We start from the raw sequence: 22,303 nt of genomic DNA, 5'->3' as shown, positions 1-22,303 counted from the left end.
GTTTCATTTAATGATTCTGAAAACTAATTTATAAAATAGTAATTTTCAAGTGAGTTTTCTTTAATTAAAAGCCTGTTCAAGCTTTGGTTCCCTTTAAGAGAATCGATACTCTATATCGATAAATATTCAATTTTTTTAAAACCTATAGAAATGTTTAAAATAAAAGCCCACTAAGAAGTGAGCTTTTATTTCATTATTACTTGAGACTAATCAAATCATTATAGGTACTAAAGTACTTTCTAATGTTTAATTTCCGTCTACTAGAAGCGCCAATTGTAGAATAAATCGATCGCTCTTTCTAAAGACTGACTTGCTTCTAAGTATAAACGTCGATTCATTTGATAACGTAAAGTCAGTTTGTTCACTGGAGTAAATACGCCAACACCATAACGAATAAATAGATCAGGTGTGATATAGCCCGTTAAGCTTACTTGCGTATCTTCACCCGTACCTTGTGCATCTAGAGCTAAGCCACTCAAACCGAAAGTACGTCCAATCTGATTCGTTAAAGCACGTGTACCACCCAAGCCCATACTAATCCCTGCGGCAGCAATGGTGTTATTTACATCGGACTTAAATCCTTCTGCATTACTTAAACCACTTGAACCTTCATTAATACGGCCCGTAACGAGCGCATTCAATGCTTCTTGCTCAGATAGTCCGGCATCATTGTAAACCTGAATGTTTGGCGATGTTGCAGTACCTGTAACACGCACCCCAACCATACTGCCCTGAACATTTTTGTTTGCATCGATATCTAAAGTCGGATTAGCCAATGGACCATTAAAACGCGCAATTGCTCGATTTAAATCTAAACTTTGTCCGTAGGCTTCGATTTTCACTTTTTGGCTGACACCAATTGCTCCATTCGCTCGCATTGCAGTCTCGTAGCCACGTTGGCTTAAATTTAAACGACCAACTAATGGAATATTACTGTTGAAGCCTTGGAATATCACTTGGTTTCCAATATTAACAGCAATATCAGCCCGAATATCCCAAGGTTTAGCAGCTCGTAAAATTGCAAGCGGATCTTGGCCTTGTCGAACTATGCGAACATCTGATGAGGTGTTAATGACTGGAGCAGTTGTTTCTGGCATTGAAATACGTGCACGAGGAACATCTACCGATCCTTTTAAGCTTAAACGCTTATCGAAAGGATACATATCAAGTGTAAGGTTTGGATTAGCAATTGCAGTAATTAACGGAGCCTGACGTACAAGTAAATTATCACCTTTGAGGTTTAATTGAAGACGCGGCGAATCTTTCCATTCAAAACTACCTTTTAAAAGTCCTACACCTTGACCACTGTTAAACGCGCCATCAATTGTTGCCATGTCCTGACGAATTGATGAGTAAACCTGAACATTCGTTAAATTAACTGGAAGCGAAATCATACTGATTGCGCCATTTTTCAAACGCATTTCACCAGTAAATTGTGGCTGAGTTAATGTACCATTGACTTTACCAGCCAAGGCTAAGGTCCCGCTCAGTTTACGGACATCTTGAATAAATGGTTTTAATACTTTTAATTGAACATCATTAAATGCGACTTCACCATGCATTGGCATTGATGGCTGGAATGGATTGATAATGACGTTCGCATAACCCGTACCAATATCAGGTGTTTTCACATCAACACGGAATAACAGTCCTTCAGATACACTTTTTGCAATAACACCCAGCTCATCATAAGCCAGCGTGGTTGCAGGATCTTGTGGATCTTCAGCAGCCAAACCAATTTCACCTTTGCGCGTAATTAAACGTGCATCAAGTTTTGGATGTCCACCATTTACCCACGCTGACTTGGCATAACCATTTAGTTGTCCAGTCATCGCCAAGCCTTCCGGCATAAATGCCGCGAAGTCACTTAAATCCATGTTCTGAGTTACAAACGAAATATTACCGCGAGCCTTACTTACTCGTACTGGCTGATCAAAACAGAGCTGGCTATTCGCACTTTGCCAACAATGTTGACCTACATATAGCTCAGATCTTGCAGAAGAATAAATCACTGGAGCATTTTGATTTTGTGCAAGACGAATACGTCTTGAATCAAAACTACCTTTTTGGATTTGACCTAACCAATCATTGTTCTGGTTAAACCCACCTGCTAACTGAACATAGAACTTAGAAATACTATTATTGCCAAGTACTTTCAATAAATGCGCTTTTCTTGTTCCTGTCAGATTCACTTCAGCCGACTGAATTTGTCTATTTCCGCTACGCAAATTATCTAATTTTGCGGTTAATTGAGTTGGCGTTGTTTCCGAGGTTGGAAGTTCACCCTGAATACTCAATCTCTTCACGCTTACTAAAGTATTAAAAGCAAAATCATCTACGGCGATATTTGCTGTTGCTTTTAAACGTGGCTGTGATTGTACATTCAGATCCCCATAAGCTCGACCGCGTAGTCCTGGGTATAACTCGTAAAGTGCTGGTGCATTGAGCTTGATTTTTAGATTTTGAGCATTACCTGTCGCTTGTAGCTGATTCTGCCCATAGACTAAAAATAAATTATTTGCTTCAAATTGCTGAGGTAAAAAGCCGTTTTGGTTAGAGTCCATCAATAAAGATAGATTACCCTTACCTCGAACAGGTTTATTATTTATAAAGCCAGCAAGATTCAGTTGTTGAATATTAATTCGTTTCAAATGATCTGACCAAACCCCTTGAGTTTTCAGATTACCTGAAATTTCACCTTTTACAGCTGAGGTAAAATATTGAGGTTTAAAGCGCACCAATGAACTATTAATATCCCATGCAATGCGATCTTTCAAATTTACAGAACCTGTTGCATAGATTTTCCCAGCGACACCATCATGCTGTAACTGGTTAATTCGAATAAAATCTGGTGTACCCGCTATAGAAAACTTCAATAAACCATTTGCCTGTTTTAGGGCTTTTAAAGATCCATCATAATTAACCGCAAAACCTTTAAAGCCACCACCAGCTTTTACATCATGGAATAATAATGCTGCGGTACTTTTCCCACCCAAACTAACAGTCTCTTGACCTGCTTGAGCCAGTCGACCAGTTAAATCAATTTTCTCAAATTGAATGATTTGCTGATTTGGTTTAGCAAAACCATTCGCTTTAATCGAACCATTTAAAAGATTAACAGGTGCTGCCGCATGAATACTCTGTGGATTAAAATCTTTTGCATTTAATAATGCATTCCAAACCAACTGACGTTTTTCAGTTGGAAGAAACACTTTAGCCTGACCAGTTAAGCTACCTTTTTCAGCAGCAAAACTAAAATTGGGAACATTTAAAATATTATCTTTAACATTCAGATTGGCTAGATATTGTCCTGCTGGCAATAAAGTTTTTTCATGCTGATATACTTTTGTTGCAACTTTAATATCTTGCTGACCATCACGTAACGTTAAATCGACCTGACCACTGTCACTACTTAACCACCCAATATAAGGCATTGCACGATCTATTTTCGTCCAAGCTACATTCATGAGCATTGGTTGAGGTTTATTATTTTTTTCAGGAGCCTGATTAAACTTAAGCTTCCAAGACTCATAACGGTCGAAATCAACATTAGCAAATACTTCAGTACCTTTTTCCAAAGAACCGGTTGAGGCAACAGCAGCATCTAAACTTGGCGGTAAAAAGTCTTGTACAACCTGAGGAATAGCTTTATCTTTCGGATTAATATGGTCTAAACGGCCTTTAATATCCCAAGTAACGTGATCTTTCCAGCTCACTAAACCTTTTAGGTTAACAGCACCTTTCATGACTTGGCCATTAAAATCAGTGATATTCAACTGATGAACCAAATCAGTATTCATTAAAGCGTTATATTGACCTTCAGGTAAATTCTCACCTTTTAAATCTGTATCAACGGCCAAATTAAGTTGTTTAATATCACCTTGAAACTTAATTACACCATTTTTTGCAAATAATTTTTGTTCAACCAATAAAGGTAAGTGGTAATTTTTTAGTAGTAACTCACCTTGCATTGGAACTTCATCACGAACAGGATGCAATACCACCCAACCCGTTAACAAATCGGGAGTTGTTGTTGCAACCCCAGCTTTTAAAGTATCTAAACTTCCGCGTGCTACGACTTTAATATTTTGAATATTTAAACTTTTTAAAGATGGGATTCTTAAATCTGCTGTAGCATCTAATGGATATTTACCACTGAAATCCATTTTTCCTGTGGCATTGTGGACTGAAAGATAGCCCATATCCATACTGGATTTTTCAAATTCTAATTTAGTCTCTGACCAAAGTGCATCTTGCAAATGAACGTCATGAAAACTTAGATCTGAGGTTGCTAGCTTAATTTCTAAATGATCAACATCAGCCTCATCGACACGTAGAACAAATGGTAATTTAATTGGCTTAAATTCGAATGCCTTACCAGACGGCGGTGTTTTATTAATAATACGTAAATTACGCACATCTGCATGGCTTAAATGCACTTCTTTTTCTAATAATAAAGAGCGCCAACCTAAGCCTACGTCAGCTCTGTCTAATGAAACATCAACTTCGGTTAATTGCACCAAAACATTCTTAAGAATAATTCCGCGCAGTAAGTTTCCGCCTTCGTATTCATATTTAATTATTTTCTGAGCTTCTAAAACTCGATCTAATAAAAAACGACTTCCGCGATCTGTTGACATCATGATGACTAACGAAGACGCTAATAATAAAAATATGATTAAAATCGTCAGCAGGAAACTACGCAAAATGCGCCGCTTCTTAGGTGAGCGAGGTGCCGAAGTTGGCTGCTGTTCTACATCCGCCATAAAATAAACCTAATAAAATTTTATTTTTAAAGTTGTGGGCCTATAAAGAAATGTAAACGAATCGGATGGTTTTCATCTGAAATACCCGAAGCGACATCTAAACGGATTGGTCCGATTGGAGACTTCCAGCGAATTCCAACCCCAACGCTATAAGCTGCTGGATTATTAAAGTCTTTATCATAGGCATTACCAAAGTCTGAGAAAACAGCGGCTCGCCAACCGTCTTTAAACTGATAGTTATATTCTAAAGAACCTACAGCCAAAGCTTGTCCCCCAATTTTATATCCATCTACTTCTGGGGAAAGACTCTTATAGTCAAAACCACGAATTGTCTGGTCACCCCCCGTAAAGAATCGAAGATTGTACGGAACTTTGTCAAAATCGTCGGTAAAAATGTAGCTAAGGTCAGATCTTCCAACGAATTGATGATCATCATTTTCACCAAGAGAATAAATAAACCGCCAACCTGCACTTGCGATAGCCATATTGGCATCGGACAGTAAACTTTCACTACCTAATTCTAATTTATAGGTTTGTTTAAAAGCTTTCGTTGGGTTTAACCGTGTATTACTCGAAGTTTTAGATGTTTCATAACTAAACAATAAGGCTTCTTGCTCTGATGCCGCAGTTTTAAATGCATCTGGTAGCTCAGAAATATCAACATTACCCTGTTGAGTCAAACGGTCTAAACGGTAGCGGACACCAAAAGTATGTTGCCAGTTCCCTAGTGGACGCTTAATTATTCGCTCACCACCAACAACAGCGGATTCAGTAAGCAAACTTACATCTGGACCAATGTCATCACGAGTTTCACGCTCATAACCGCCCACGATGTTAAAATAGTCATTTAACGGATGTTTATAAGGAATACTATATCGGCCATCAATAGATTGACGAATTTGTGAGACTTCTAAGTTGGCATCAAAAGAATGACCATATTTATTGACAATAGAGCGACGATACTGACTACGTAAACGTGCACCTGTATCGGTCCCATAACCAATACCCGTTTCTAAACTATTTAGCTTATCTGCATTTAAAGTCACAATGACTGGAATTCTTTTCGTTTCACGTGCTTGAGCTTGTAAACGATCTTGTTCAGTTTCTTTGTCATCCTGCTGAGTTGGAGCACTTTGCAACATTGCTGTTTGAGGTTCTCCCTCTTTTACTTTTTGTGTTCCAGCAAACTGTTTTTCATCTACTACGTTTTGTGTAACTTCTTTATTAGATGTGGCTAATTGACGTGCTTTAGCAAGTTGTCTTTCTTCAGGTGAAAGTAAATTAGACTCATCAACATCGATATTTTGCTCATCGACTAAAGCTTGCAAATCTGGTGGTAGTTCAAGTGGTTTTTCAATTGGATCAGGCTTGATGCTATCAACTAAGGTGTAGTTAAAATAACGAGAGTTAGTTAGGTTATTTGCTAAAGTATTTACACGCCAAAATGCATAGTCATCACCCTCTTTCCAAGGGGCCATACTTTCTAAAATATTTTGATTCAAAGGCAACGGTTTCGATGGATCGCTCATGCGAAACTCAACCTTATCTAATTTATAGCGCTCACCTGTTTCGTAGCGCAAATTGATATCAGCCTTGTTTTCTGGCTGACTCACTTTCACATCGTGCAGTCGCCAATAAGCATCAAAATAACCGTTATCCGTGGCAGCGTTAACAATTCGGGTTTTCGTGGTTTCATATAAACCATGATTAAAGATATCCCCAACATCCTGATCAGGAATTAAGCGAATAACCTGAAACTGGGGGCGTTTTTCACCAGCACCAGTAAATTCGATATTTTGCTCATTAATTCGCACTGGTTCATTTGGGGTAACCTTAACGCGAACTCGGCTCGGACTTAATTTTTCAAATTTAAACTCAGCATTATAATAACCAACTGCTTGAGCTGCCTGATTACTTAATGTTCTGAGCTGAGGTAAAGCCGCATTAAAATCTTCAAATGATTCTTGGGTAAATGTTGATAATTTCCCTTTAATATTTTTAGCCAGTGCATCTGAAGCACCGTCCACATCTGCACTAATACGCGGAACTTGTTCCATCGGAATTGCACGTGGTGGGCGCACTTTATTTAAAATACGTTTAAAGAAACCTGCTTGCTCAGGTGGCTGCTCAGCCTCCGGAGTTAACTCAGGTAAAGTTTTTCCAGTTTCATTGGCTTCGACTACAATCTGGCTATCAGATTTAATCTCTTGCATAAGCTGATCAATATTTACAGGCGCTTGATTAATCTGATTTAACTCAGACTGAGTTGCATCACTGACTGTAACTTCGGGTAGCTTCTGAGTACCATTTTGGAAGTTTTGCGCCTCACTTTTAGCTTCTTCAGCGACTTTATAAATCTCGTTTGCCATGTTTTGATCAACAGGCATGTCCGGTAAATCATCAAGATTATCAAGCGTAATTGGCTTAAATTCGTCAATTTGATTTGGAAATTGTTCTTGTTGTTGCAATATAGCCAAGCTATCTTGTTGTTGCTGAGCTTGAGTCACAAGAGTAGCAATATCTGTGATTGGAGCAGTTGTTTGCTGACTCACTGGAACTGATTGTTCAGTTGACGCATCAGACACCGTTTGATTTAAAGTTGAAGTGTCACTATCAACTGAAGTTTGAGCAAAACTTTGTGTTACACAAACTGTGAACAACAAGCTGCTACAAATAAGTTTAGGAATCCCCTGCATTTTTAAAATTAAATGCATAGAATGAGAGAGAGTTGACTGTTTAAACTTAATTTTAGAAGGCATAGAAAACTCTAGACTTATTTTTTAATAAAACGCACCAAGGTAAGTGTAAAACTCACTCAAAACCATTGATTTTTCATTTAATCAAGCGTTAAAAATATCATACATGGTTTTCGATGCAAATTAACAATCCGTCACATTTTTTTATAAAACACAATGAAGTTTGCACATGATGAAACAAGATGAGCACCTGATGACATCACGTCGGTTCGTACCGATGTTTTTTACCCAGTTTTTTGGCGCATTAAATGATAACGTTTTTAAGCAAGCTTTATTATTAGTGATTACTTATGGCTTGATTCAACAGCAATCTGCCCCTGTAAGTACTCTCAATAATTTAGCAGCTCTCTTGTTTATTTTGCCCTATTTCTTTTTTTCGGCCACTGCTGGACAAATTGCAGATAAATATGAGCGCTCTCAACTCGTTCGTGGCATAAAAATTTTAGAAATTATTATTATGCTCATCGGTACTGCGGGTTTCCTGTTGGGGCACTTATGGTTACTTCTTTTTGCCTTATTTTTGATGGGGACACATTCAACGTTCTTTGGTCCTATCAAGTACGCAATTTTGCCTGAAATTTTAAAACCACAAGAATTAATGTCTGGTAATGCTCTGTTTCAGTCGGGCACATCAATGGCAATTTTATTCGGGATGATTTTAGGTGGTGCTGTAATTGCATCATCGCATGGGAACTTATTGTGGATTAGTCTTACTGTTGTGATTATTGCTTGCATTGGCTATTTATGTAGTCGCTTCATCTTGCCACAGAAAGTTGCTGCTCCCGATTTAAAGATTGATTGGAATTTTCTTCGCACAAGTTTTCAAACAATTAAATATGCTAAAAGCTTACCTTTAGTGTTCACCATTTTGTTAGGTAACTCATGGTATTGGTTTTATGGCGCTACTTATTTAACGCAAATTCCACAGCTTACCCAACAAAATCTGCATGCATCAGAAAATGTGGTCAGCCTTTTGCTTACTTTCTTTTCAGTCGGTATTGGCGTCGGGTCTCTCCTTTGCCGTAAAATTGGTGGTTCAGAAATTAATATTAAAATGGTACCAATTGGTGCGATTGGCCTTACCGTTTTTGCACTTTACCTTGCCGCGAGTTTAGCTTTTGTACCCGAAAGAACTGGCGCACTACTTACATTAAAAGATATTTTTACCCAAGGTTGGGTTTACTATCACGTCATGATTGCGGTGACTTTACTGGGAATTAGCGGTGGTTTTTATATTGTTCCTTTATATGCAATGATGCAGGCTTATTCACCACGTTCACATCGTGCTCGTGTTGTAGCAGCAAACAATATTTTAAATGCCGTTTTTATGGTTTCATCTGCAATTTTTTCAATCTTAATCTTAAGTGTTTTAAAAATTGATATTAAAATACTATTTATTATTACAGCTGTACTTAGTGCAATCTTTAGTATTTGGCTTCTAGCACGTCTAAAACCAATGCTTGCCACAGCACATCTTTCTTTGGAGGACTAATTTATGCGCCACTATACTGGAATTGATCAACTTATTAACTCTTTTGATCAAGCATTACGTAGTCTTGTTCCAGGTGCAACCGCAGCACAGCGCCAAAATCCGGCCGAATCAGTTGAAGCAAAACTAGGAGTAGAAGATGCTCGTCATGTCGCAGGTTTAATGCGTGTTAACCATAGTGGTGAAGTGTGCGCACAAGCCCTTTATCATGGACAAGCATTAACGGCGAAATTGCCAAATGTACGCAAAGAAATGCAACAAGCAGCAATTGAAGAACAAGATCATTTAGCGTGGTGTGAAGTTCGTTTAAAAGAGCTAAATAGTCATACCAGTTTATTAAACCCAATTTGGTATGGGCTTTCGTATGGCATGGGCGCACTTGCGGGTATTGCGGGCGACAAATATAGCTTAGGTTTTGTGGCCGAAACTGAACGCCAAGTGAGCCTTCATTTACAAGATCATTTAAACCAGTTACCTGCTCAAGATGATCGTTCTCGTAAAATTTTAGAGCAAATGAATGAAGATGAATTACATCATCGCCATACAGCACTTGAGGCAGGTGGTGTTGAATTACCATATGCAGTAAAAATTACGATGACTGCTATTTCAAAGTTAATGACAAAAACGAGTTATTACCTTTAAAAAACAAAGGATTGATCTCATTCAGATCAATCCTTTTTAAAATATTATTTTAAGCCATGATCATATTTGAAACGCTCAATATCTCGAATTGAGTTCCAATAGTTTCGATTAATACGGTCACGATCATTTTGTAATTCTCTTAAAAGCTTACGATAACGTTCACGCTCTTCTGGCTTTAATTTTTCGTTATAAGCACTGTCAGAATATTGCTTAAACTTTTCGTCATAACGATCATATTCATTTTTTGCATTATAGTAGTCAGAAGCTGCCTGATAATACGGTCTTAAACGATTACGCTGCTCGACTGGGCATACGTTGATATTGCCACTACCCTCTAAAGCGCTATAAAAAATATTTGTTGGCTGGCAATAATACCCTAGACCTTCTTTATATCCCCGTTCATATGACTTTTGATCTGGAACAATATTGGCTTTTCCACATGCTTTGTAATATTGATCTAAACGTGGTGACGAACCTTTTGAACCATCTTTCTCACCCACTAATGACCAATTCGCAGTCTTACATTCTTCTACGCTCATTGCAGCACAACCTGAAAGGCTGATTGCTAGAATGGCTAAACCGATATTTTTCATATTAAGAGAACTCAAAAAATAAATTAAAAAAAACGCAAAAATAAAATTCCAGTAAACACCCTAAAAGGTCTTGCTCTATTAAAGACTTCAAAAATAAGTGATTCACTGGATAAGTCTTAAGTTTAAATCAGTTTGACCCTCTCACCAAATTGAAAGGTCATAATCCTTAATATTGTTTAATTAAAAAAATCAAATTCGCAGAAATTTGCTCACTCTTAAACTACCTTTATACACTAATTTTACTTAAAACAATTACCTCAAAAATTAATTACAAGTTTATGATTATTAAAATAAAAAACCAAAACCACTCATGAATTACTCTTTAATCATTTTACTCTTTTTTTACGCGATTTACTTCAAGGGCTAAGGTAGGATTTTAGCTAAATAACCACCAAGGTTTTTTATAATGAGTACGCATATTTACCCAAGTTTAAACTTACAAAATCCTCACTTTAAGGCATTTAAAATATCAGATGATTTTATTCCTCCAACACAACCTCATATTTTCAATTCCGAGCTTTTTTTAAAAGAGGTTGATGATTATTTAAATTTATATCCTCACACTCAGCACATTGATATTTGTCTGCACGACTTAAACGGACATATTCGAGGGAAACGGATTGATGTTAAAAGTTTAAAGAATCTCTCTCATGGATGTTATTTTCCACTTTCTGTTTACGCCATGAGTCTGGATGGAAAAGTAATTGAAGAAACAGGTCTAGGAAAATATATTGGTGAACCAGATAGACTTTGCCTGCCCATTTTAGGCAGCTTGCAACCAAGTGCCTTATCCCCAGAATTAAATGCCCAGCTTTACTTATCCATGCAAGAAGAAGATGGTACAGACTGCCGCTATGAACCACGCAATATATTAAAAAAAATATTAAATCAGTTACACGATCATAATTATTTTCCGGTCATGGCTGCCGAGCTAGAGTTTTATCTTTTCTCACCTCAGCATCAGTCTGAAACCTGCATAGAAAACCAATGTTTCGATATAGATGCACCGAATAACTATCAGCAAGTCCTAGATGAAGTTGAGAAAGCAGCCCTACTTCAATCTATTGAAATTACCGCTATTGTTGCGGAGTCATCACCTGGACAATACGAGTTAAACCTCCAACATAGCCATGATATTTTAAAGCTCTGCGATCAAATTAATGCTTTAAAAAGAATTGTAAAACAAGTCGCAAGAAAGCATGACTTAACTGCTTGTTTCATGGCGAAACCAAACTTGGCAAAAGCCGGTAGCGGCATGCATTTTCATATGAGTCTACTCAATCAATACCATGAAAATATATTTAGCTCCGAAGAAGTAAAAGATGAGCTTTCCGTCAAACTACTAAACGCGATTAGTGGACTCATTGAGTTAATGCCTGCATCTATGGCGATTTTAGCGCCTAATATTAATTCTTATAGACGTTTTAAAATTGGTCATCATGTGCCATTAGAAGCCAACTGGGATACCAATAATCGTAATGTCGCAATTCGCATTCCATGCTCAGATGTACAAAATCAACGTTTAGAATATCGGGTTGCTGGAGCCGACTGTAACCCCTATCTGGTTGCAGCGACTATTTTAGCTGGCGTGTCTTATGGCTTATCTCATAAGTTACCGCTGCCAAAACCTGCACATCTTTTAAAATTTCAAGACGAGCACATTTTATTAGCCAACAACCAACCAGAAGCCTTAAAAATATTTAAAGGAAGTCTTATTTTAAAAGGATATTTAGGCGCTGACTTTGTCGAACATTGGTACACAGTTAAGCAGGCTGAATATCAAAATATTTACAGCCAAATGACTGAAGCAGAACAACATTGGGATATATAAATAAAAAAAGCTAAAAGATACAAACCACTTTGCAAGCCCTTAGGGAGAAATACCCTAAGGTTTTTTTATATCTCATTAATGATTTTTCTGTTGAGCTAAAAAACGTAATCCAACACCAGGTTCAGTAGCAATATAGCGTGGTTGAATCGCGTTATCCCCCAATTTACTACGTAACTTTCCCACTAAAATACGTAAATAGTGAGTATCTTCCTGATGGGTTGGCCCCCAAAGTTCTTTTAAAAGTTGTGGCTGTGTTAAAAGCTGACCTTGGTAGCGCATTAATAACGTCAAAAGTTGAAATTCTTTTCGAGTTAACGTAATTGGCTGTTGCTCAACCCAAACTAAACGTTGCGTAACATCAACTTTGAGATAACCATCATCATATACATGTGCTTCTTGCTGGATTGGTTGGTTTCTTAAAATGACACGTATGCGCGCCAAAAGCTCTTGCACACTAAAAGGTTTGGTCATGTAATCATTTGCGCCAGCATCGAGCAGAGCAACTTTTTCATATTCATCGGCACGTACAGATAACACAATAACAGGCACATTCGACCAGCTACGTAATTCTTGGAGCACTTCTTTCCCGTCTAAATCGGGTAAGCCTAGGTCAAGAATAACCAAGTCAGCCCCTTGGGTTGCCAAAGCTTCTAGACCTTTGTAACCCGTTTCGCAAAGTGTGGTTTTATATTTTTGAGTTCTTAAAGCGATGTCTAAAAATTTACGGATTTGAGGCTCATCATCAATAATCACAATACGTGTTTCTACAGGAGATGTTTCTGAAGTTATCATGACTTTACAACTTATTCTTTTACTGGATGAATGGGTAATCTGATTTGGATTAAAGTACCTTTATTTTGGCGTCCTGAAAATGCTTCTATTGTACCCATATGAGCACCAATAATCGCTTTTACGATTGTAAGCCCTAAACCTGTACCAAATTTTCCACGGTCTCCGCGCTCCATGGTGTAAAACATATCAAAAATGCGGTTTCTTTCGTCTTCAGGAATTCCTGCACCTTTATCTTCAATTTCTATTTTTACTTCATCCTCTGATGAAAGATGAGCTCGAATCATGACTGGTTCATCTGGAGGTGAAAAGTTTGCCGCATTTTCTAAAACATTAAAAATGGCTTGCTCTATCAGTGCTGGGTGTACATATAAACTAATCGCTTGTTCAGGTAATTCAACCAACACTTGAGTATCTGGTTTATAGCGCTTTAAACGGCGGGTTGCAGAACCAATTAATTCATCCACACCAATCCAGTCTCTTTTTAAAGATAGACCTTCATGCCCCAAACGTGTCATATCAAGTAAGTTTTGAATATAACGATCTAAGCGTTCGCCTTCTAAATGAATGGTTTCAAGTAAATCCTGTTGGTCTTGTTCTGACATATCAGCTTTAAAATGGGCAAGTGTGTCTGCTGCACCAATAATAGAAGCAAGCGGTGAACGTAAATCATGTGATACCGAAGATAATAAAGCCGAACGTAATCGCTCTGTTTCACTGGTGACTTTTGCTTGTTCAAGTTCATTGACCAATTGGGTGCGAAGAGCCGCTTGTGCAATATACTCAATTACACTTTCCGTCAGTTTCTTTTGCTCAAAATTTAGAGAAACCACATCATTCTTAAAGTAAATTCCCACTATACCTAGGCTATTTTTTTGCTCTAAAAGTGGTAGAAACCACCAGTTCGATTGACTAAGAGTATCGGTAAAACGTCCGCACGGTTGTTTATGTTTTAAGCACCAATCTGCCGCGACTTTTTCTTTATCGCTTAGCTCTATATCAGATGAAATGACTCTATCTTGAATAGAAATCCACACCTTCGTTTGAAGTTGGGTTTCTAAAGTTATTCGGCCTGTTTGCATGACTTCTTCAAGGTTTACTGCACTAGAAAGTTTACGCGCTAAGTCTTGCATTACCGTAGTGTAAGCATTGGCAGCTTTTAAGGATAAAACCTGCTGACGTAATTGAGAGGCCAAACGCCCAGCAATTAAAGCTGCCGCAAAAAAAGCCACAACAGTAACCACACCTTGGTGTGCTGAAATTTGTAGGGTAAAACGTGGAGCAATAAAGAAAAAATTATAGGCTAAGAAACAAATAAGAGCAGCTACTACCGCAGCGAGCATTCTAGTTTTCGTTGCTACAATTAAAACTGAAATAATGAAAATGACGGAAAAGTCTTCAATACCTAATAGAACTTCGGCAAAGTGAGCGATAAAAATACTGGCACATGTAACAGCTAGAACAAAAATACTTTCTTTTAATGATAAAAATGACGGCTTTTCAATCTGATTGATCTTTTTAGTACCCTGTTCTGGGTGCAAAATGGTTAAAGCAATCGAGTTTTCTTGATTTAATAATTGCTGAGCTAAATTTTTCTTAAATAACTTTAACCACCACGGCGAAATACTTTTACCAATGACTAGATTGGAAATACCTCGATCAATGGCGGCATCCATTAATACTGACGCAACTCGATGGCCATATAAAACTTCTGTTCGACCACCGAGTTGCCGAGCCAATTCAAATGCACGATCAATCTCAATATATTCTTTTTTATATGAGTTTGCTGAACTCTGACCAAAGTCCAGACTTTTAGCTACATTCACTACCGTCCATGTAGCACCATTACGCTCTGCTAAGCGGCAGCCTGCCCGCACTAAATACTCAGAAGAACCTTGTCCGTCTATCGCAATCATTAATTCATTTTGCAACGAGATAGACTTCAAACCTTTAGAGGCATAGCTCTCTTTTAAATCTGAATCGACATGTTCAGCAACGCATTGCATTGCCAGTTCACGTAATGCTGTTAAATTTGAAATGCTAAAAAAGCCTTGCAATGCCAGATTCGCTTGCTCTGGCACATAGACTTTTCCTTGATGGAGTCTTTCAATGAGTTCACTGACAGGTAAATCAATTAAGCGAATGTCTCGAATACGATCAAATACCCGATCTGGTACCGTTTCATTTACTCGAATCCCCGTAATCTGGTAGACCACATCATTTAGGCTTTCTAAATGCTGAATATTAATGGTCGTAAATACATCAATACCTGCGTCTAGCAATTCATTGACATCTTGCCAACGTCGTTCATGACGACTATTCGGTACGTTGCGATGAGCCAACTCATCGACCAAAACAATTTCTGGATGCCGAAGCAGAATAGCATCCAGGTCCATTTCTTCTAAAGTGTGCCCCTGATATTGCATTTCCTTTCTAGCAATTTCAGGTAAGCCTTCCAAAATTTTTAGAGTTTCTATTCTTCCGTGGGTTTCAACAATACCCACAACAACATCTGTGCCCTGTTGAAATAACTCTTTGGCGCGGGCAAGCATGGCATAGGTTTTTCCAACACCCGGTGCCGCACCTAAAAAGACCGTTAGTCGACCGGCTTGATATCTATTGACATGATTTAATAAGGCCTCAGCCTGATTTTCGCGATTGCTTTGCACTTGATATCATCCAGTAAACTAACAACTTTATTTTTAAGTTAATGTGTAGATTGTAATTGATCTAAAGCAATATTGAGTTCTAATACATTAACACGAGCTTGCCCCAATACACCAAACTGCTTCGGTTCAATATGCTTTTGCAAAACCTCTTCCACAATCTTAGGGTCTAAATGACGCGCTTGAGCCACTCGAGCAACCTGTAACTGAGCAGATTCAGGACTAATATGCGGATCGATACCACTCCCCGATTTAGTCACTAAATCACTTGGAATTGGTGTATTACCTGTGTGATCTTGTTTTTTCACCGCAAGAATCTGAGCATCAATTTGTTGCTGTAATTCAGGATTAGTACGAGCTAAGTTTGTACCTGCCATAGCCATCGGGTCATAAGCGACTGCCGAAGGACGTGGATGAAAATAAGCCTCTCCCACAAATGGCTGAGCGACTAATTTTGACCCTAAAACTTTATGATCTATTTCAATCAAACTACCATTCGCTTGATTGTTAAATAGCACCTGTCCCGCACCTGTAGCAATCGCACTATAAACAGCACCACAGCCAACTAAGGTAAAAATTAATAATCCCAAAGATGCTCTTAAGGTCTGACCCAAATTTGCTTCTGAATTTTGTGCATAAGTTTTCATTTCAAACTCCAGATTACAAACCAAATAATTGAACAATCACAACATCAATCGCTTTAATGGCAATGAATGGTAGAACCACGCCACCCACACCATAAATCAACATATTTCGACGTAGTAACTGAGTTGCCGTTGACGGTTTAAATTTCACGCCTCGGAGTGCGATTGGAATTAATAGCGGAATAATAATCGCGTTAAAAATTAATGCAGATAAAATCGCACTGCTTGGACTTGCTAAGTGCATTACATTCAATACTTGCATTTGTGGAATTGCAGCAGCGAACAATGCAGGCAAGATGGCAAAGTATTTAGAGACGTCGTTTGCTAACGAAAATGTTGTTAAAGCACCACGGGTAATTAGCTGCTGTTTCCCAATCTCAACTACAGCGAGTAGTTTGGTTGGGTCAGAGTCTAAATCGACCATATTGCCGGCTTCTTTTGCAGCTTGTGTACCCGAGTTCATGGCTAAACCAATATCAGCTTGCGCTAATGCTGGCGCATCGTTTGTTCCGTCACCGACCATCGCAACTAAACGACCTTGTTGTTGTTCAGTACGAATACAAGCCAATTTATCTTCTGGTTTTGCTTCGGCAATATAATCATCTACACCAGCTTCAGCAGCAATCGCGGCCGCAGTTAATGGGTTATCACCTGTGACCATGACGGTTTTAATGCCCATTTCTCTTAAACGGGCAAAACGTTCTTTAATGCCGTGTTTAATTACATCTGAAAGTTCAATCACGCCCAATACATGATGTTGATTTGCTACGACTAACGGTGTTGCACCTTTTTTAGCAACTTGTTCAACACGTGCTTTTAACTCTAAATCTTGAGAATAATCTTCATCTACAAACTTTAAGGTTGCATCTAAAGCACCTTTACGAATTTGGTCACCATTCGGTAAATTCACACCGGAAATTCGAGTCGAAGCACTAAAAGAGATAAATTCGGCTTGCTCAGGTTCTTGCTGTTTTAAACCTTGCTCTTTTGCTAACTTAACAATCGACTTCCCTTCTGGTGTTGGGTCAGCAAGTGAACTTACCCAAGCAGCAGCTCTCAACTCAGACTCGGTTACCGAAGTTAAAGGATAAAAAGAAGTTGCTTGACGGTCACCATAAGTAATGGTTCCTGTTTTATCGAGTAAAAGCACATCAATGTCACCCGCGACTTCTACCGCTTTACCTGATTTCGCCAAAACATTGGCTTTGAGGGCACGGTTCATCCCCGCAATACCAATCGCAGGTAATAAGCCACCAATGGTTGTAGGTATCAGACAGACCAATAACGCCACGAGCACAACTGGATCAAGTTCAATATGCAAATACTTGGCAATAAATGGCAAGCTAATCACGACAATTAAAAACGTGATTGTCATCACCATTAACAAAAAGCCAAGCGCAATCTCATTCGGAGTTTTTTGGCGATTTGAGCCTTCAACCAAAGCAATCATACGGTCTAAGAAACTTTGACCAGATTCAGCAGTCACTTGCACAACAATACGATCTGTCAGAACTTTGGTTCCGCCAATAACACCTGAACGGTCTGTTCCAGCTTCACGTAACACAGGTGCTGACTCACCTGTAACAGCTGATTCATTAATAGTGGCAAAGCCTTCTACAATCTCACCGTCGGCTGGAACAAGCTCACCTGCATGTACTTCAATATAATCATTTAAATGAAGTTCAGTAGCTGCGATTTGAGTGGTTTGACGGTCTGTCAAAGAGTTGAGTCTTCGAGCCGTTAAATTTTCTCTTGCTGCACGTAATGAAGATGCCTGTCCACGACCTCTGGCCTCTGCAACTGCTTCAGCATAGTTAGCAAATAAAATGGTAATAAACAGAATTGCTGTAACCGCGAAACCAAATAACAGCGTGGTGTAACCCAAGATTGTACTAATGCCTGTAACTACTGTTCCAAGCCATACGATTGCCATCACAGGGTTTTTAATTGCATGCTGCGGTAGCAGTTTCACAAATGCATTTTTCCAAACTTCAAAATTTGGCACTGCCATGGTTTGTTTATGGCTATTTACATGAGTTTGTGTATTCATTTTCACTCGCCTCCTTAGCCTTTAACCAACAAAAGTTGATCGGCAATAGGCCCAAGGACAAGAACTGGCATAAATTGTAATAAGGTAAGCAACACAACAATCGTAATCAGCGTTAAAGCAAAGGTTGGAGTTTCAACTTGAAGACTACCTGCTGTTTCGGGTGCTTTTCTTTTTGCTGCTAAATGTGTCGCAATCATTAATGGCAAAATTAAGGTCGGAAAACGTCCTAACAGTAGAGCGATACTACAAGTAACATTCCACCATATAGTGTTATCTCCAAGACCTTCAAAACCTGAACCATTGTTGGCAAATGCAGAAACATATTCGTAGAACACTTGGCTAATACCATGTGGTCCCGGATTACTAATTCCAGATATGCCTGGAACGCTGAGGCTTAATGCGGTGAATGCAAGAATGACTAAAGGTTGAATCAAGATAATAATCGCGAGCAATTTAATTTCTGCTGCTTCAATCTTGCGCCCAAACAATTCAGGGGTACGGCCTGTCATTAAACCTGCAATAAATACTGCAAGTAACAGATAAATCATAAACTGTTGCAGACCACAGCCTACACCACCCCAAATCGCATTAATCAACATATTGATGAGTTCGACTAAACCAGTAAGCGGCGCAGAAGAATCATGCATCATATTGACCGAACCGTTATTCACCTGTGTAGTGATTGCTGCCCAAACTGCTGATGCAGCTGGTCCAAAACGTTGTTCTTTACCTTCCATTACGGCAAGTTGAGATGCTGTCGATGACATACTCTCAGACCAGACAGCCGCTGCACCTGAAATAATCGACATGAAAAGCATGCTGCCAAACACAAAGTAAGCAAATTTTTTACGCTGGGTAAAATGTCCCACCATAAAAATCACGGTAAGTGGAATGAGTAATATCGCAATCATTTCTAATAAATTAGAAAGCGGTGTTGGATTTTCTAAAGGCACACTACTATTTGGACCATACCAACCACCACCATTACTACCCAATTGCTTAATCGCTACCATTGGTGCAACTGGCCCTAAAGGAATTTTTTGGGTTTGTACTGTATTCGCTTTATCAATCAGCTGTACTTCAGGCCCGCCTTGGAAAGTTGCTGGTACACCTTGGCTGTTAAGCAATAAAGACCAGACAAAACAGAGAGGAAGCAAGAATCGGACTGTAGGGCGAATTACATCTGCCCAATAATTACCAATTAAAATTTGATCTGGTTGCTCGGCAACATCGGCTGCAATATGGTTAGGACGTTGATAAAAGAAAGCTCTTAAGGTCGCGACAACTAAAGCCAGTCCCATCATTGGAGTAATGACTTGCAAGCCCACAATACCTGTCATTTGCGACAAATAAGATAATTGAGCTTGCCCAGAATAATGCTGTTGATTGGTATTAGTTAAAAATGAAATAACCGTGTGTAATACTAAATCCCAACTCATATTTGGTGCATGATTTGGATTTAATGGTAGCCATGCTTGTGTCATAAAAATAGCAAAAACGGCCACAGCTAGAACAACACAGCTCACAACAAATGCTAGCGAATATTGTTTCCAGTTCATTTGTTGTTGTGGGGATATACCTAATAAGCGATAAACAGGATTTTCAATCCAGCGAAATAATCTATCGCCCACCATCGGCTGATTTGTCATCACTTTGGATAGATATTTACCGAGGCACCATGCTAGAAAAATAGCAATAAATAAAACAAGTATAAGTTCTAACATGGCTATTCTCCTCTATACCCCTTGGCTTGATTTGCCAAACTGGAAATAAGGAGAGATGAAGAAATATCATTTGTTTTAAGTCCGCATAAGACAATGCTAGACTGATGCAAGATGCGCATTTGAGAATTTATAAGCATCTTTATTGTCCTGAAATAACACTAATTTAGTGAATTTCAGTATGGATAAAATGCCCGTAAATTCTCTATTGAGGAAATTAAAGACCGCGTAAAGTTTGCGTAAAATCTAGTTTGAAAGCATTTAAACTTTAAAATTAACGACTGGATAAAGTGGACTATTAACCTTTAAGGTTTCACAAGGCCAAAGTTCATATAAAGGAATTTTTACATCAAGCGCCAAAGGTAGTTTTTTAGAATTAAATTGCATATGGTCCAGATCACTTCCCCATGCAATCAAATCTACATCTAAAGAAATATGATGCGATGGGCGAACACGCCCCGAATCTGACTCAAGTTTCTTTAAAAAAGATTCTACTTGGTCACACGATAAAGTGCTTTTTAATAGACATGCTGAATTCCAATAATCATCTCCAATACCATCTCGGCATGGAATTTGATAAACAGATGAAAACTGCACTTTCCCCAAAGTTGCTAATTGCGTATACGCAAAAGTAAAGTGCTGATCTGCGTCTAAATTACTCGCTAGGGCGAGCGCAAAAATTGTTTCTGGTGCGTTCAAGACGAATTCCTACAGCATTAGCTTCTGCAATGATGGCGGGCTTACGGATGGTTATGGTAATTTTTTCAACTGTTGGAAAGGTTTCAAACAAACATTTCAAAACAAGATGTGCTGCATGTTCAATTAATTCAGGTTTGGCTTGTTGAATGGTTTGAGCCGATAACTCACAAATCTGGGCATAGTTGAGTGTGTCCTCAAGTTTGTCAGACTGCGCTGCTCGGCTCAAATCATTATGGATGGTTAAATCCAACATTAAAGGTTGAATAATTTGTCTTTCCCAGTTGAAACAGCCAATCACTGTCTCAACCTTCAAGCCTTCAATAATAATGGCATCCATAAATTTAAACTGACCTTAGTGCTTTAACAACGAAGCAGGTTCCATATTTTGAACCATTTTCAAACGTTGGTCTGCATAAATATCAGTATATGGTGCGAGTACGCGCATAAAACGATCGAAATAAAGCATTTGCTTAAATAATAAAGCAAAATCACGTGGGAATTTAATACCGTGGCGCTCACCAACCCCTACCATATCCATCATAATGTCGTTTAAATCAGCTGGATTCGAAGCGAGAATTTGTTGAGGGTCAGACATTAATACGCCGTTAAACAAGCGCTCTAAATCTTGTGCTAATACATCAACATCAACTTTGTTATGAGTCATACCCATTTTCAGCATATTTTCAGCCATTGCCTGATAATCAGTTTTTTGCAATGCATCCATAAAGGCCATGCATGCTGTCCAAACTTCTGGCTTTAACTGGCCGACAATACCGAAATCAATAAAACCAATTCGACCATCTTCAAGCAACATTAGGTTTCCAGCATGTAAATCCGCATGGAAACTCTTGCATAGCATGAGGCTACCGAACCATGTATTCATGGCAGTAATCAGTACTTGCGATGGATCTTTAGCATATTGTTTTACAACACTAAAGTCTGTTAAAGACACACCGTATAGGCGTTGCATGGTTAAGACACGGCGCGTAGAAAACTGATGATAAACTTTAGGTGCAGTCGCAGCTTTGTTTTGAGAAATATTCAGATATTCAATAAAGTCATCTAAGTTTTGTGCTTCTTCAATGAAATCGACTTCACGAACCATACGGCTTTTAATTTCATCAACAATTTCGGAAAGAGCAGCAAATTTGATTTTTGGTACCGCACGCTCAAGCAGCTTGGCAGCCCAATGCACCACACTTAAGTCTGTATATAAAATGGTTTCAACACCGGGCTTTTGTACTTTAATAACAACATCTTCACCTGTAGTCAGCTTAGCTGCATGAACCTGAGCAATTGATGCAGAAGCTAATGGCTTTTCATCGATATAGCTAAAAATCTGGCTTAAATCACGCCCTTCAAACTCAGATGCAAGCACACCTTGAATATAACTAAACGGAAGTGTTGGTGTCTGGTCTAAACAACCTTGAAATTCTTCTACATATTCTCTCGGGAAAAGTGATGGTGTACTCGCAATAAACTGACCAAGCTTAATATAAGTTGAGCCAAGCGACTCAAAAGTCTCTCGCATGAGTTTGGCATTACTTGGTTTTTCAGTTGCGTATTTAATTCCAGCTTTGGCCGCAACCACTGCTGTTTCACCAATGCGGGCGACTGAACGTAACCCATCAAACAAAATATTTTTTTTCATATTTCT

Annotated in this window: 14 protein-coding genes; 3 read left to right on the top strand and 11 right to left on the bottom strand. The window is 38.6% G+C overall.

The window, feature by feature from the left end; genetic code table 11:
* Positions 1-260: 260 nt before the first annotated feature.
* Both ODQ17_RS04775 and ODQ17_RS04770 read right to left on the bottom strand, forming a co-directional pair.
* Positions 261-4,766 (bottom strand): translocation/assembly module TamB domain-containing protein, encoded by a 4,506-nt coding sequence (locus ODQ17_RS04775; protein WP_322902059.1) that lies wholly within the window; start codon positions 4,764-4,766, stop codon positions 261-263.
* 26 nt (positions 4,767-4,792) lie between these two features.
* Entirely contained in the window at positions 4,793-7,525 is a 2,733-nt protein-coding gene (locus ODQ17_RS04770) for an autotransporter assembly complex protein TamA (protein WP_322902056.1), read from the bottom strand.
* A 166-nt stretch (positions 7,526-7,691) separates the two neighbouring features.
* On the opposite strand from ODQ17_RS04770, the gene ODQ17_RS04765 reads away from it, so the two are divergent.
* Positions 7,692-9,014 (top strand): MFS transporter, encoded by a 1,323-nt coding sequence (locus ODQ17_RS04765; protein ID WP_192835500.1) that lies wholly within the window; start codon positions 7,692-7,694, stop codon positions 9,012-9,014.
* A gap of 3 nt (positions 9,015-9,017) precedes the next feature.
* Positions 9,018-9,653 (top strand): 2-polyprenyl-3-methyl-6-methoxy-1,4-benzoquinone monooxygenase, encoded by a 636-nt coding sequence (gene coq7, locus ODQ17_RS04760; protein WP_004791519.1) that lies wholly within the window; start codon positions 9,018-9,020, stop codon positions 9,651-9,653.
* A 44-nt stretch (positions 9,654-9,697) separates the two neighbouring features.
* Here the strand turns inward: coq7 and ODQ17_RS04755 are convergent, their stop codons facing one another.
* On the bottom strand, positions 9,698-10,246 hold the full coding sequence (locus tag ODQ17_RS04755) for a DUF2799 domain-containing protein (protein WP_004791516.1): 549 nt from the start codon (positions 10,244-10,246) through the stop codon (positions 9,698-9,700).
* Positions 10,247-10,652: 406 nt separating this feature from the next.
* On the opposite strand from ODQ17_RS04755, the gene ODQ17_RS04750 reads away from it, so the two are divergent.
* Complete coding sequence (locus tag ODQ17_RS04750; protein ID WP_322902052.1) at positions 10,653-12,077, top strand: glutamine synthetase family protein; 1,425 nt, start codon at positions 10,653-10,655, stop codon at positions 12,075-12,077.
* A 75-nt stretch (positions 12,078-12,152) separates the two neighbouring features.
* Here ODQ17_RS04750 and ODQ17_RS04745 read toward each other — a convergent pair whose 3' ends face one another.
* The 8 genes from ODQ17_RS04745 to ODQ17_RS04710 all read right to left on the bottom strand — a co-directional run bounded on the left by ODQ17_RS04745 (position 12,153) and on the right by ODQ17_RS04710 (position 22,297).
* Positions 12,153-12,869 (bottom strand): response regulator, encoded by a 717-nt coding sequence (locus ODQ17_RS04745; protein WP_192454074.1) that lies wholly within the window; start codon positions 12,867-12,869, stop codon positions 12,153-12,155.
* A gap of 11 nt (positions 12,870-12,880) precedes the next feature.
* On the bottom strand, positions 12,881-15,535 hold the full coding sequence (locus ODQ17_RS04740) for a sensor histidine kinase KdpD (RefSeq protein ID WP_322902049.1): 2,655 nt from the start codon (positions 15,533-15,535) through the stop codon (positions 12,881-12,883).
* Between the two features lie 38 nt (positions 15,536-15,573).
* Positions 15,574-16,179 carry a potassium-transporting ATPase subunit KdpC gene (gene kdpC, locus ODQ17_RS04735; RefSeq protein ID WP_322902047.1) on the bottom strand — a complete coding sequence of 202 codons (606 nt, stop codon included), beginning with the start codon at positions 16,177-16,179 and terminating at the stop codon, positions 15,574-15,576.
* Positions 16,180-16,192: 13 nt separating this feature from the next.
* A complete protein-coding gene (gene kdpB / locus ODQ17_RS04730) occupies positions 16,193-18,232 on the bottom strand; it encodes a potassium-transporting ATPase subunit KdpB (protein ID WP_322902045.1) in 2,040 nt (679 codons plus the stop codon).
* Positions 18,233-18,240: 8 nt separating this feature from the next.
* A complete protein-coding gene (gene kdpA, locus ODQ17_RS04725) occupies positions 18,241-19,950 on the bottom strand; it encodes a potassium-transporting ATPase subunit KdpA (protein ID WP_322902043.1) in 1,710 nt (569 codons plus the stop codon).
* Between the two features lie 258 nt (positions 19,951-20,208).
* The gene (locus tag ODQ17_RS04720; protein WP_322902041.1) at positions 20,209-20,646 is read right to left on the bottom strand and encodes a 2-amino-4-hydroxy-6-hydroxymethyldihydropteridine diphosphokinase; all 438 of its coding nucleotides are present in this window, start codon (positions 20,644-20,646) and stop codon (positions 20,209-20,211) included.
* A complete protein-coding gene (gene folB, locus ODQ17_RS04715; protein ID WP_322902039.1) occupies positions 20,603-20,983 on the bottom strand; it encodes a dihydroneopterin aldolase in 381 nt (126 codons plus the stop codon). The genes ODQ17_RS04720 and folB overlap by 44 nt, the downstream gene beginning before the upstream one ends.
* Before the next feature lie 15 nt (positions 20,984-20,998).
* Positions 20,999-22,297, bottom strand: coding sequence for an ABC1 kinase family protein (locus ODQ17_RS04710; RefSeq protein WP_005306693.1), 1,299 nt, complete (start codon positions 22,295-22,297; stop codon positions 20,999-21,001).
* Between the last annotated feature and the right edge of the window lie 6 nt (positions 22,298-22,303).

The sequence above is a fragment of the Acinetobacter sp. IRS14 genome (assembly GCF_034650275.1).
In the GTDB taxonomy this organism is placed as follows: domain Bacteria; phylum Pseudomonadota; class Gammaproteobacteria; order Pseudomonadales; family Moraxellaceae; genus Acinetobacter; species Acinetobacter oleivorans.
This window is presented reverse-complemented; position numbering and strand designations above follow the sequence as displayed.